This window comes from Luteibaculum oceani, assembly GCF_007995015.1.
Lineage (GTDB): Bacteria > Bacteroidota > Bacteroidia > Flavobacteriales_D > Luteibaculaceae > Luteibaculum > Luteibaculum oceani.
On the sequence record NZ_VORB01000004.1, the window covers coordinates 1 to 13,787 of the forward strand.

Annotated in this window: 13 protein-coding genes and 1 rRNA gene; 7 read left to right on the plus strand and 7 right to left on the minus strand. The window is 38.9% G+C overall.

What is annotated here, in order from left to right; all coding sequences use genetic code 11:
• The 3 genes from FRX97_RS04760 to truA form a co-directional block, all read right to left on the minus strand.
• Window positions 1–88: ribosomal RNA gene (locus FRX97_RS04760) — 16S ribosomal RNA — on the minus strand; the annotation flags it as partial.
• 489 nt (window positions 89–577) lie between these two features.
• Window positions 578–2,356, minus strand: coding sequence for an ABC transporter ATP-binding protein (locus FRX97_RS04765; RefSeq protein WP_147013950.1), 1,779 nt, complete (start codon window positions 2,354–2,356; stop codon window positions 578–580).
• Complete coding sequence (gene truA / locus FRX97_RS04770; protein WP_147013952.1) at window positions 2,335–3,096, minus strand: tRNA pseudouridine(38-40) synthase TruA; 762 nt, start codon at window positions 3,094–3,096, stop codon at window positions 2,335–2,337. Before truA ends, FRX97_RS04765 begins: the two co-directional genes overlap by 22 nt.
• Before the next feature lie 21 nt (window positions 3,097–3,117).
• On the opposite strand from truA, the gene FRX97_RS04775 reads away from it, so the two are divergent.
• Window positions 3,118–3,621 (plus strand): metallophosphoesterase family protein, encoded by a 504-nt coding sequence (locus FRX97_RS04775; protein ID WP_147013954.1) that lies wholly within the window; start codon window positions 3,118–3,120, stop codon window positions 3,619–3,621.
• Here the strand turns inward: FRX97_RS04775 and FRX97_RS04780 are convergent.
• On the minus strand, window positions 3,618–4,091 hold the full coding sequence (locus tag FRX97_RS04780; RefSeq protein WP_147013956.1) for a DUF4293 domain-containing protein: 474 nt from the start codon (window positions 4,089–4,091) through the stop codon (window positions 3,618–3,620). The genes FRX97_RS04775 and FRX97_RS04780 overlap by 4 nt on opposite strands.
• Before the next feature lie 201 nt (window positions 4,092–4,292).
• On the opposite strand from FRX97_RS04780, the gene rho reads away from it, so the two are divergent.
• From rho to FRX97_RS04805, 5 genes are read left to right on the plus strand one after another with little or no spacing between them, the layout of a single operon-like run.
• The gene (rho, locus tag FRX97_RS04785; RefSeq protein ID WP_147013958.1) at window positions 4,293–6,107 is read left to right on the plus strand and encodes a transcription termination factor Rho; all 1,815 of its coding nucleotides are present in this window, start codon (window positions 4,293–4,295) and stop codon (window positions 6,105–6,107) included.
• A gap of 5 nt (window positions 6,108–6,112) precedes the next feature.
• Window positions 6,113–6,613, plus strand: coding sequence for a DUF4199 domain-containing protein (locus FRX97_RS04790; protein WP_147013960.1), 501 nt, complete (start codon window positions 6,113–6,115; stop codon window positions 6,611–6,613).
• Between the two features lie 39 nt (window positions 6,614–6,652).
• Entirely contained in the window at window positions 6,653–8,956 is a 2,304-nt protein-coding gene (locus tag FRX97_RS04795; protein ID WP_147013962.1) for a TonB-dependent receptor, read from the plus strand.
• Entirely contained in the window at window positions 8,938–9,855 is a 918-nt protein-coding gene (locus tag FRX97_RS04800; protein ID WP_147013964.1) for a DUF4249 family protein, read from the plus strand. Before FRX97_RS04795 ends, FRX97_RS04800 begins: the two co-directional genes overlap by 19 nt.
• 8 nt (window positions 9,856–9,863) lie before the next feature.
• A complete protein-coding gene (locus tag FRX97_RS04805) occupies window positions 9,864–10,565 on the plus strand; it encodes a DNA alkylation repair protein (RefSeq protein ID WP_147013966.1) in 702 nt (233 codons plus the stop codon).
• Here the strand turns inward: FRX97_RS04805 and FRX97_RS04810 are convergent.
• Complete coding sequence (locus tag FRX97_RS04810; RefSeq protein WP_147013969.1) at window positions 10,552–11,919, minus strand: UDP-N-acetylmuramate--L-alanine ligase; 1,368 nt, start codon at window positions 11,917–11,919, stop codon at window positions 10,552–10,554. The genes FRX97_RS04805 and FRX97_RS04810 overlap by 14 nt on opposite strands.
• A gap of 103 nt (window positions 11,920–12,022) precedes the next feature.
• Here FRX97_RS04810 and FRX97_RS04815 point away from each other — a divergent pair, with 103 nt between their 5' ends.
• Complete coding sequence (locus FRX97_RS04815; RefSeq protein ID WP_147013971.1) at window positions 12,023–12,874, plus strand: MBL fold metallo-hydrolase; 852 nt, start codon at window positions 12,023–12,025, stop codon at window positions 12,872–12,874.
• A 65-nt stretch (window positions 12,875–12,939) separates the two neighbouring features.
• Here the strand turns inward: FRX97_RS04815 and FRX97_RS04820 are convergent, their stop codons facing one another.
• Entirely contained in the window at window positions 12,940–13,194 is a 255-nt protein-coding gene (locus tag FRX97_RS04820) for a hypothetical protein (protein ID WP_147013973.1), read from the minus strand.
• A 311-nt stretch (window positions 13,195–13,505) separates the two neighbouring features.
• Entirely contained in the window at window positions 13,506–13,760 is a 255-nt protein-coding gene (locus FRX97_RS04825) for a hypothetical protein (protein WP_147013975.1), read from the minus strand.
• Between the last annotated feature and the right edge of the window lie 27 nt (window positions 13,761–13,787).

Consider the following 13,787-nt stretch of genomic DNA (forward strand, 5'->3'; position numbering starts at 1 on the left):
TTGCAAGCAATCCCTGTTACCGTTCGACTTGCATGTGTTAGGCCTGCCGCTAGCGTTCATCCTGAGCCAGGATCAAACTCTCCGTTGTGAAAACTTTAAGTTTTATTACTCTCAGGTAAACTTTTTTAATCTTAGACTTTTCGATGTCCAAACAATACTTCAAAGAACTCTCTATTCCTTATCTTCCCTTCACTCCCACACTCAATCTCTCAAGCGTGTTTCCCGTAAAAGGGAGCGCAAAGGTAAGAAGTTTTTTTCATTTAATCGCAAACTTTTTTTCGATTTTTTTTCGCCGATTTCTCAGTTAGTTAAATCAGAATGCCTGCTATTAAAAAGAACGTTTTCTTTTATTCCTAAGTAAACAAATTGCTTTGTTTTTCTCAGTCCCTTTCTTTCAAAAGGGAGGGCAAATGTAAGAAAACTTTTTCTTTATTCTCAAACTTTTTTCAGAAATTTTTTTCTCGCAATCTCTTGCTGTACTTGACTTTCCGATAGTTTTGGAAAAGAACGTTTGCCCGAAAGCGGCTGCAAATATAGAGCCTTTTTCTAATTACTTCCAAACACAAAATGAAAAAAATTATCCCTCCCCAAATTGTAAATCAAACAAGGTCTTGTAATGCCCCTGATTTTCAAGCAGTTCATAATGTGAACCCTGCTCAATTATTTTTCCTTTTTCCAAAACAATGATCTTATCCGCCTTCTGAATAGTACTTAAACGGTGGGCAATTACTATTGAAGTACGCCCTTTGGTAATCTTGTCAATTGCCTTCTGAATTAGTAATTCCGACTCCGTATCTATAGACGATGTAGCCTCATCTAGTATTAAGATACTCGGTTTATACACGTATGCTCTTATAAAAGCAATCAATTGGCGCTGGCCAACCGACAACATGCCCCCTCTTTCTTTAACATCGTAATCGTAGCCGCCTGGTAATTTCGATATAAACTCGTGTGCTTCTACCTCCTTCGCAGCAGCAATTACTTCCTCCCTGCTGATATTGGGGTTCTTTAATGTGATGTTATTATATATAGTGTCTGAGAACAAAAAGACATCCTGGAGCACTACCGCAACATTTCTCCTTAAAAAATTAAGTACGTAATCCCTTAAATCCTTCCCATCCAATAAAATTTGCCCCTTTTGGAACTCATAAAGGCGAGAGATTAAATTGATTACACTCGTTTTTCCTGCTCCCGTAGCCCCAACAAATGCTATTGTTTGCCCTGGACTTACATCAAAACTAAGATCCTTAAGCACATAGTCCTCATCTACATAGGCAAAATGAACCCCCTGGAAGCTGATTTCTCCTTTAATACTTCCTGTATTAATATGTCCTTGGTCCTCTATGGTTGCATTGGTATCCAATAGATTAAATACGCGTTCACTCCCAACCATACCCATTTGCAAAACATTAAATCGATCTGCCAACTGCCTAATTGGGCGAAACAGCATGTGAATCATAAGGATAAATTGAAAGAGAACACCAAAAGTTACCTCGTCATTTATAACGCCTTTAACACCGTACCATACCAAAAGAGCAATGGAAACAGCTGAAAACAGCTCCACCAAAGGAAAGAATATGGAGTTTGCCCATACCGATTTGATATGCGCATCCATGTGTTGTTCATTAATCTTCTTGAATTTCTCGAACTCTACCTCCTCTCGGTTAAAGATTTGGACTATACTCATTCCTGTTACATGCTCCTGCACGAAAGCATTTAAGCGAGAAACCTGTTGGCGCACCGCTGTAAATGCTTTTTTAATAGCGTTTTTGAAAATGTTTGTGGCGACTAACAACAGCGGAATGCTGGCTATAGAAAGCAGAGAAAGCTCCCAATCTTTATAGAACATGTAGCCAATAACTACCACCAACTTCAAAATGTCCCCTATTATAATAAGTATACCTTGGGAGAAAATCTCCCCAATGGTCTCTATATCGGACACCAATCTTGTTACCAAGGTTCCGATAGGAGTGTTATCGTAAAACTTTAAGCGAAATTTACTTACATGATTAAAAAGGATAGACCTTAAATCTATCGTTACCGCCTGTCCCAGCCAATTTGCATTGTAGGTTTGAAAAAATTGAAAAACAGACTCAATAACCAAAACAACTATTACCAATATGGTTATATTAAGTAATCCCTGCTGATCTTGAGTTGCGATGTATTTATCAATGGCATTACCTATTAACATGGGTTTAACTGGTGCCAAGAAGCCCAGCAAAATAGTTAACACTGCGGTTAACATAAACTTCGCCTTATACGGCCCAACAAAACGGAGAACTCTTTTAAAGAGCCCGAAATCGAAAGCCTTACCCGCTACAGAATCCTTTTTTTCTACTGCTTTTGCTGTTGCCATGTGATGTTTGGGTACTTTATTTTAGATAAGTATAATCCGCAAGCTTTTACTGATTCTCCAGCTGCAGAGCGTTTTTTAGCATTTAAAATGTCCTCAATCGCGTAGGGTGGAATTTTTCTATACCCAACTTGTAACAAGGTTCCCACCATGGCCCTTACCATATTCCGAAGAAACCTGTTTGCAGATACATCAAATACCAGCCTATTATTATCGATCCAACTCCACTCTGCCCTTGTTACTTCACAAATAAAATGATCTACCCCACTTTTGGTTCTTGCTAAAGATTCAAAATCCTTTTTTCCCAGAAACAACTGGGCCGCTTGATTCATAAGATCAATATCTGGAATTCTCCGCAGGTGCATTGACCTATTTAAGAGGAATGGTGCTTTTTCTAAATGACAGAAGTATTGGTAACTACGCTCGGTGGCATCGAAACGAGAGTGGAAATCTTGAGCTACAGTTTGAATTTTATGAAAGGCAATGAAATCTCCTAAAAGCCCATTAAGCTTGAATCGCAATTTTGAGGGTTCATATTTATCGGGAGCATGGAAATTGAGAACAAAGTCACTCGCGTGAACACCAGCATCTGTTCTGCCACATCCTATAACATCAATCTTTTCTTGGAAAAGGGTTTGCAGAGCATTTTCAATTTCCCCTTGCACAGAAATGGCATTGGGCTGAATTTGCCATCCATGAAAATGCGTTCCTACAAATGATATTTTTGCTGCGTAATTTTCCACCGCAACAAAACTAAGCTACTTATGCAAATTGCCATTATTTCTGATACCCATAGTTACCTCGATAACAAAATTTGGAAGTATTTAAACGAGGTGGATGAAATTTGGCATGCTGGAGATGTGGGTGCAAAAACGGTAATTGACCAGCTGGAAAAATTAGGAAAACCCCTACGAGGAGTGTACGGCAACATCGACAACCATGAAATTCGAAAGATATTTCCTGAATTTCAATACTTCGATATCCAAGGACTACGAATTGGAATGACGCACATTGCCGGTAACCCAGGACGCTATCCAAGTAAGATAAAAGATTGGTTTAAGCAGCACCCCTGCGATCTATTTATTTGCGGGCACAGTCATATACTAAAAGTAACTCGAGACAAGGAATTTGGACACCTTCACATGAATCCAGGTGCCGCAGGTAGGCATGGATTTCATCAAACCAAAACTATTCTGCTTTTGGATATTAATAATGGAAAACCAGAAAATTTACGGGTTGTTGAACTGGGGCCTCGCGCTAAAATTTAACGCAACCTATCCATTGATCGGATAAGTTCTTCATCCTTTTTAATGGATCGATTAGCCAATATTAAAAAGGCGATTGCTATTACCGGAAGATACGAACCCAAGTTGTAAACTACCTCTATTTTACCCATAGACTCCTCCATAAAGTCTTTAATCGACCCCATGTTAATGTACATTACAACGGTTAAAACAAGAAGGAAGAAATAGGATATGTGCCCTAAACGAAGTTGTAGTCTTCTATTGTTATAGCGTGTTATCATAAATAAGATTACCAATGCAACGAGGTTTGCCGCTATTCCCCCAAATCGTAAAAAGTATAAAGGGGCTCCTCCCATTTCATTTCCAACAAACTGATAAGGCATTAACTCCCAGGTAGTATCATTAAAAGAAAAATTAGCTAAAGAGAAAAAATTAAAAAGCACCAATGCTACAAAAGCAAGTAACATGTATATCGTTTGGATTCGCTGCCACATAAGATTTTTCGGGCAAATATAGGTTTCAACACGGGTCTGTTAAAACATATCTTATTTTTTTTAGTTAACTTATGCGTGCTACATGGAAATTTGTCTATTATTGCAGGCAAGAGACAGTTACTAAGTTTCCTTTCACTGTCGAATCCACAAAGTCTTAATTGATTTTTCCACTCATTATTTTCTGATAATAACCAATAGTTAATGTACGACATAGAGCAACTAAAAGCCAAGAAGATTCTTGACTTACGCGAAATTGCCAAAGAGCTTAAGATAAGAGGCACTGGTTTAAAAAAAACTGACCTTGTTTACCGCATTCTAGATAAACAGGCCGACGATCCTAAGTACGTAGAAGCTGTATACAATTTATTTGAGTCTGCCCCCGAAAAGGGAGCTGCCGAGCAACCAAAGGAGAAAAAGCCAGTTGCAAGCTCAGATCGAGATCTTTTTTCCAATAAGGAAGGACAAAATCAACGTCCTAGAAAACCAAGAAATATTGGTAAAGAAGAAGGATCTGAAAAGTCAAATAACGAAAGAAAAGAAAATCAGAAGTCTGAGCATGGCTCACCTAGGAACCAAGAAAGACCTGAGAATAAAAGGGAATCTCGTGGTGACCAAAGAGAAGCTCGAGAACCAAGAGAGCCAAAGGAGGCTAGAGAAAACAAAGACTCTAGAGACACAAGAGATCAAAAAGACAATCGCGGGGAGCAACAAGATAGAAAAGGTCGTGAACGTAGAAATGACCAGCGCAATGATCAAAAGAACGATCAACGCAATGATCAACGCAATGATCAGCGTAGTGACCAACGCAATGACCGCAGAGACAACCGTCGCAACGACAACAGACAAAACCAAAACAACGATAACCGCAATCAGGAAAAAGACCCAACCGATAAATTCGACTTCGAAGGAATCATCTATTGTGAGGGTGTTTTAGAAATGATGCAAGAGGGGTATGGTTTTCTAAGATCCTCAGACTATAACTACCTACCTTCACCCGATGATGTATACGTATCTCAATCACAGATAAAATTATTTGGATTAAAAACGGGGGACACCATTAGAGGTGAAATCAGACCTCCTAAGAATGGAGAAAAATATTTCCCCCTGGTTAAGGTGGAAGAAATAAATGGTAGAAAACCCGACTTCGTTAGAGACAGAATTCCATTTAAATATTTAACCCCATTATTTGCCCAGGAAAAGTTACAGATTGCTGAAAAGGAATCCACTACTTCGACTAGAATAATGGATTTATTCTCCCCTATTGGTAAAGGTCAGCGTGGATTAATTGTAGCGCAACCCAAAACGGGTAAAACGGTACTACTTAAAGAGGTTGCCAACGCAATTGCAGCGAATCATCCAGAGGCTTATTTAATTATTTTATTAATTGATGAACGCCCAGAAGAGGTTACCGACATGAAGCGCTCAGTTAATGCTGAAGTAATTGCCTCTACCTTTGATGAACAAGCGAGCAACCACGTAAAAATTGCAAACATCGTTCTTGAAAAAGCGAAGCGTATGGTAGAATGCGGTCACGATGTAGTAATTCTTCTTGACTCCATAACTCGTTTAGCAAGAGCTTACAACACCGTTCAGCCAGCTTCAGGTAAGGTTCTTTCTGGAGGGGTTGACGCCAATGCTTTACACAAGCCAAAAAGATTCTTTGGTGCTGCAAGAAACGTCGAAAACGGTGGTTCATTAACCATTTTGGCTACTGCGCTTACCGAAACGGGTTCGAAAATGGATGAGGTAATTTTCGAAGAATTTAAGGGAACAGGAAACATGGAACTACAGCTAGATAGAAAACTAGCAAATCGTAGATTATTCCCTGCTATAGATCTTCAAACTTCTGGAACCCGTAGAGAAGACCTATTAATGGACAAGGAGCACCTTCAAAGAATGTGGATCCTGAGAAAATACTTAGCCGACATGAACCCAATAGAGGCTATGGAAGATATTAAAAACAGAGTTGAACAAACTCGTAACAACGAGGAGTTCTTTATAACAATGAATGGATAACCATTATGTTATTACCCCTATTTTTTGCAATAAGTGCCATTCTAATTCGTTTGGCACTTTTTTATTTCGGATTTGAATCACAGGAAAGCGGTAGATACATTTTCCTACTTCATATTTTAATGATTCTACTCTCTGTTTTCTTCGGTATCATGGCATTTGCCCGTGCTTATCCTAACCAGAGAAATTTTACTTCTTTCATAAAGCAAGGACTTAAATCGGGAGGACTGTACACCTTTATACTAACAGGTTTCTTAATGGTGTTTTACGGGTGGATAAACCCCGAAACATTTGAAGCCAAGAAGGAAGTGCTAATTCAAAGCCAATTGGAATCAGCGGGAAACATATCTCCAGAACAACTAGAAAAAGCGCAATCCAACATGGAAGAGTTTTTTACGGTATTCAATTACAGTACCATTAGCATGTTGGGATTTCTGGTAATTACCATATTCTACGCTGCAGGTAGTGCTGCCCTCTTTATGTACTTGAGAAAATTTTTGCCGAAATAATTAAAAAGTATATTTAGAGCGGTTTTTAACAACTCTTTAATGCTTTTAAGAAAATTCCTACCCTACCTAGCACTAATTTGTGCAACTCCGATTTTTTCTCAGAACAAAATTGCAGGTAAGGTAACCGACCAAACAACCGGAGAAGCTCTATATGGAGCTACCGTTTTTGATAAAATTAGTGGCAAAGGAGCCGTAACTAACAATTACGGCTTTTATGTTTTTACCACCGATTCAGCAACTATAGACCTACAGGTTTCCTTCGTTGGATATCAACCCAAAAGCCACGAAGGTAGATCCGTTTACGCAACCCAACTAGACTTTGCCCTAAGTTCTTCTATAGATTTAAACACCGTAGAAATTATTGCGGAAAGGACACCATTAAAAGCGGTTGGAACTAAAATGGATCATAAATTCATTAAGCACGTTCCCGCGTTTCTAGGTGAAAACGATGTATTAAGATCCGCACAATTTATTCCAGGAATACAATCGGCGGGAGATGGAGCAACGGGGCTAGTGGTTAGAGGAGGTTCTCCGGATCAAAATTTAATTCTTTTAGATGGAGTACCCATTTATAACGCCTTCCACGTAATGGGCTTGTTTTCTGTATTCAATCCAGAGATGATACAAAACACCTACATCCTTAAGGGAGCATTTCCTGCAAGATATGGCGGCAGATTATCTTCCGTTATGGACATCCAAACCAAAGAAGGGAGTAGAGAAAAACTAAATGGTAGCGTAGGTTTAGGACCTTTGGTAAGCCATGTATTTGTTGAAGGCCCAATTGGAGATAAAAAACAAAGCAGTTTTGTGATTTCAGGACGCAGAACCTTTATGGATATCCTAATGAAACCCTTTATTTATGCTGCATCAGAGGGCGAAGCATCCGGTGGTTTTCATTTTCACGACTTTAATGCTAAGTACAATATAACCTTAGATCCCAATAACCAACTTTATGCCTCGGTTTACTTAGGGAAAGATAGATTTGGATTTAAGACCCGCGAAGAAGATGGGTACCAAGAAAAAGCAAGTTTTGGGTGGGGAAATAATATAGGAATGGTTAGGTGGAACCACCGAAGTAACTCTGGGGTATTTATGAACCTCAACCTATATTACTCTGACTATAAATTTGCCACAGGATTTGAGTTTAAGGAACCCGATGAGACCTATAAAGAAGGATATCACAGTGGGATTAGAGATTTAGCGATAAAAGCCAATTGGGAAAGCTCTTTTTATGGAGGAATCGCACGTTGGGGCGCACATCAAACCTTTCATGAATTTAGCCCAGGGATTATTGAAATCAGCGGGGATGGGCTTGAAATTTTTGGTGACGTAAGCTCCAATAAAATTATGAGCAGTGAGCTAATTGGATACGGGGAATGGGAAAAACCTTGGACGAAAAAAATAAAAAGCAACATAGGGCTAAACTCCACCCGTCTTTCGGTTGAGAACAAGCAATATTTAAATTTTGATCCTCGGTTAAAGGTTTCTTATCTACCTAAGAAGGGCGAGCTTTTTCTCGGATACAGTCGACTTACTCAAACCTTGCATCTTTTAACGAACCCAGCCATCTCACTCCCTACAGATATTTGGATTACCTCAACCGATGTTTTAAAGCCGGCCAGAGCAAATGAAATTAGCGCTGGATATTTGGTTAATGTTAATGGATTTGAACTGGAGTTTGGAGCCTACGGAAAAACCATTAACAATGTGGTTGAAGTTAAAGAAGGTGAGCAAATCTTTGTGCTAATCGATGATTGGGAAAGCAAACTGAAACAAGGAAAAGGCTATTCATACGGAGCAGAATTTGGAGCTCGTAAATCTTACCAAAACCTGGATTTAAGCTTTGGTTTAACCTACTCTAGGTCGTTTAGAAAAATTGAGGGGGTAGATAACAATGAATACTTCCCCTACAAATACGACAGGCCCATTTATTTAACCCAAACAGGCTTATGGAACTTCGCCAAAAACAAAAGTTTTTCCTGGGCTTTTACCCTTGCCAGTGGCTACCGATTTACGGCTCCTCGAGGAAGTTATTTTTTAGGATCCAATTACCAAGGCAATGAATTCAATAATTGGTATGCCAATAGGTTTGATATCGAGGTGTATTCGGACCGAAATGGTGAAGTTATGCCTATATATCACCGGCTGGACATAGCCTACGAATCTAAAAAAGTCAAGAAAAAGGGTGAACGCATCTGGAAAATAGGGCTCACAAATGCCTATAACCGAGTTAACCCAATATTTGTAGACACCTGGGGCCTTGATTTAAACGAAAGTAATAAGGCTGACGCATACGGATTAATACCAATTTTACCTTCTTTCAAATGGACAAGAACATTCTAAAACTGCTTTGTGCAATTACCGTGTTAATTGCTTCAAGCTGCGAAAAAATAATAGAGATTAAAGCCGATCCCATCCCGCCCGTATTGGTAATTAATGGGATGATTCAGACCTCTGACAGCTGCCTTATTCATGTATTTAGTACAGATTCTAGTTACAATGAATTTAGAGATTGGAGACCTATAGACATTAAGGGAGCAAACGTTTTCCTTGAAAATCAATCTGGTGAACGCGAGCAACTTCAATACACTAAACAATGGGGTGGATATATAGGAAAACCGAGGAATCCAGGAGACCAATTAAAACTAATTGTATCCCACACTAACTACCCTACGGTATACGCTGAGACACTTGTTCCCAGAAACCCCAGTAGCTTTAACGCAACAAATACAATCACATACGAGGAAGAAGGCAGTAGTTTTAAAGAATATAGAGTTGATTTTGACTGGACCTACAACTCAAGACCTAGGTATATTTTAGGAGAGGTGCAACAAAAAATTAAACAAAGGAAAGGAACCTGGCCTTTGTACGATACGATCACAACATACCACAATGAAAATTTACACACCTATGATGCCAGGGTCTTTGCTATAGTAGACCCCATAGAAGACTTGGATGGTACTCGATATCTTGGGAACCAAGCCTATATAGAAAATGTAGGAAATCAAGATCGCGTGAAAATCTCTCTGTATTGGGATGAATACTCAAGTGGCGAAGCAGAACAGGAAATGTATGCTACAATAAGTATATTATCGGAAGAGGCATACCGATTCTTTACTCAAGCGATTTTACAAGATTACACCAAGTACAACCCCTTTGCCAGTGCCGTAAATGTTCAGGGAAACATAGAAAATGGATATGGTATTTTTTATGCCGTAAATAAATCTCGAGTAAAACTATAATCCAGTTTATGCAGGTTACCACCATTTTAGAGGAGTTAAAATCCTTAGGAACTGAAGATCGAATTTTATTCAGCCATAGAAACTTTCCTTCCTCAATGGAATTTTATGGTGTTACCATGCCAGATTTAAGATTGGCATATAAAGCATTGCGAAATGAATTAAAACTCCTTTCAGAAAATCAAAAATTAGCATTGGCTCAGGAACTGGTAGCAAGTAAAAATTTCGAGGGGCAAATATTTGTTTATGTATGGCTGGATAGTGATAAAAAATGGAATAAATCACTAAAGGAAGAAGAAATCATCTCCCTTAGTGGATGCCAGGATAACTGGGTATCGGTGGATTACTTTGGAAGTATAGTAACTGGTCCTGCTCTAAGAGAGGAAAGAATAGAAATCAGCACACTAGGCAGTTGGATAAACCATGAAAATGTGTGGTACCGCAGACTTGCTTTAACCAGTGCCATCGGATACATGCGTGGCATCAAATATTTTAAAATCTCCCCTTCAGAATTTGTATTACCAATTTGCAAAACTTTGGTAGACGACCACCACAAAATGATATACCAGGCGGTATCTTGGGTACTCAGATCCCTCGTTAAATTTGACAGAAACGAAGTGGATTATTTCCTTGAAGCAAATAGTAACAAACTACACCCAAGGATAATTAGGGAGGTAAACACCAAATTGGAAACGGGTCTTAAAAACGGATAGCCTCTACCCTATCGTGAAATAAATTACCACTGCTCATTAATAGTTGAACGCTATTGCGCTCCGTATCAGCTTTATCTAAAAAAGTCATCACCTCGGATTTATCGTTGGTCACCAATAAATCTTGATTTCCAAAAGCCTTTTTAACATCTGCAATAGAGATAGGTGGAAGCTTTTTATGCTCCAACACCTTGGGATCGAAGAATACCACTCCGGCATCAACATCGTCCATTGCTCCTTTATATTGAGGGAGAAAGCGTTTGTCCAAAGATGAAAAAGTATGTAGTTCTAATGCGGCAATAAACTTTCTATCCTTAAAATTATCGCGCACGGCCTTTACAGTTGCCTTTACTTTAGAAGGAGCATGTGCAAAGTCGTAATAAATGTTTTTATCCTCGTCTTGATAAATCAACTGAAGTCTTCTCGCTGCGCCCTTAAAATCGTGGAGTGCATTATAAAAGTAAGATCCTAAAATTTCTATTTCATTTAATAACAACCTAGCTCCCTCGGCATTAGCCAAATTGTGGTTACCAAAAAACGGTAATTCTAAATTTTTAAAACTTTTGTTTACTAAGGTTACGCCACGGCTTGAGGATTTGGCAAGGGATGGACCGTATGGAATATAACGGATATTAGGGTTAAGTCTTTTTTCTACCAGTTTTTTTAGCTCCATATCCCCTTCGAAATATATCAGAGCTCCTCCCGGCTCAATATCCCGAATTAATCTTTCAAAGGTTGCGAGGTAGCTTTGGTAGGTTGGAAATACATTAATATGGTCCCAAGCCAAACCTGTTATTATTGCAGCATGAGGCTTGTAGTGTAAAAACTTCGATCTATTATCCAACGGAGAACTAAGATATTCGTCTCCCTCAAAAATGGCCACATCGGCTTTAGAATCGAATCCAACCATACAATCGAACCCCTCTAACTTTGATCCTACCAGGTAATTAAACGGTTTATTCAATTTTTTATAGGCATGTAAAAGCATTCCTGTAATAGATGTTTTCCCATGGCTACCAGCCACAATTAAACGCTTGCAAAGCCTACTCTGTTGGAACATGAATTCGGGAAAAGAATAAATAGGCAGTTGTAACCCGTTAGCTTTCGCCAGTTCTGGATTGTCTGGCCTAGCGTGCATCCCCAAAATAACTGCATCAATATTTTCGGTAATTCTATCTGCATTCCAGCCCATCTTCTCAGGTAGTAAATTATGATCTGCAAGGCGGGATTTTGACGGATCAAAAATAGCGTCGTCTGAACCTGACACTTTAATACCCTTATTCTTTAATGCAATTGCCATATTGTGCATTACTGCACCTCCAATGGCGATTATATGTACCCTATTAAATGCTCTCATTGCAACGAAAATATAGAAAGCAATGATGTTGAGATATACTATCGCAAATAAATTCCAACAAGGAAATTGCTGTTTCCTATATTAGGACCTTAAACTCGGACTTATGAATTTACATGTAATAGATACTGGATTTTTCAAATTGGATGGAGGAGCCATGTTTGGAGTGGTTCCTAAAAGCCTGTGGAATAAACGGCATCCGGCCGATGAGAATAACATGTGCACTTGGGCGATGCGCTGCCTTTTAATTGAGGATGGCGACAAACTAGTTCTTATCGATACAGGAATGGGAGACAAACAAAGTGAGAAGTTTTTTTCCTTTTACTACCTCCAGGACACTATTACCTTGGAGCAGTCCTTAGCAAAGAAAGGTTTTCATCCAGACGATATAACTGATGTTGTATTAACCCATTTGCATTTCGATCATTGTGGAGGGGCAGTTAGTTTAAATGCCTCCAAAGGGAACTTTTACCCCACATTTAAAAATGCTACCTATTGGTCAAATTCGCATCATTGGGAATGGGCCATGTACCCAAATGCTAGGGAAAAAGCCAGTTTTTTAAAGGATAACTTCGAATGTCTTGAAAGCTCAGGCCAATTAAAACACTTGGATGTTAGTGACTGGATTGGCAACGGTCCTTTCCCATGGATGAACATTTTATTTGTAAATGGCCATACTGATAAACAAATGATTCCGATTATTAAATACAAGGAAAAACAAATTGTATTTACCGCCGACCTACTACCATCTATACACCATATTCCGGTAGCTTGGGTTATGGCATATGATACTCGCCCCTTAATTACTTTGGAAGAAAGGCAAAGATTTTTACCCGAAGCGGTTAGTAATGAGTATTATCTGTTTCTAGAGCACGATGCACATCACGAAATGTGCACCCTAAAAGACTCGGAAAAGGGAGTGGTTTTAGATAAAACCCTTTCCCTAGATGAACTATAATTGAAAAGGGGAGGAAATAATCCTCCCCCAACCATTTCGGTTAGATTTTATTCTTTCCGAAGACCTCAAAAATAACTTTTGCACAAATTCTCATAACCAATTTGGTTGTGAAGTATAAAAGTATCTTCCTGCTTCGAGGGTAAATCTAAACTGATACTATATCCATAACACTTCCAAACTAAAGTTCCTTTAGCACCTCTATTTACCTCGATGAATCCTGCGGAAATAGGACGAAGAGTTTTATAATCGGAATGCGAATGATGCATTGGAAAGGCTACTATTTTCCCGTTTTCTGTACGTACATACTTTAATGTTGCCATAATAAAAGGTTTTAAGTGCAATCTCATGACTGCAAAAAATTAAAACCAAATACGAGACCAGCGAGCATACCAAAAATACATTAGACTGATTTACAGCCCCTTACATAGGTTCTGGATTTATAAAAAATTTTCAAAATGAAAATCAAATTCAATTTGGGTGTCCAAAACTTATAAATATTTTTTGTTGGGTACTAAGCAATCAATAGAGCTACGTTTGTAGAATGTTAAATCAACTTTATAGGCACAAAAAAGCGGGACAGATTAATCTGCCCCGCCCACTTTAGGGTCGCCATACCGTACCAACCTAGACCCTAGAAGAAACTGTATAACTCTTTCTTTACTATTTTTTTATTCAATAACTCTGTATCCTCCCTTTCCTTGGATACTATCTTAAGGCTAACACTCTCCCCAAAGCACCTAAATCGCAGGTGACCGGATTCGTCGTGATACATCTCAATAAATCCCGCTGAAATAGGATTTAGGTGAGCGTATTCGGCGTGACATTTGTACTCGGGAAATGCAATGATTTCCCCCTCTTTTGTTCTGATGTACTTTAAAGTTGCCATAGCCCTTTGTTTTGTGGGCACCGAGGG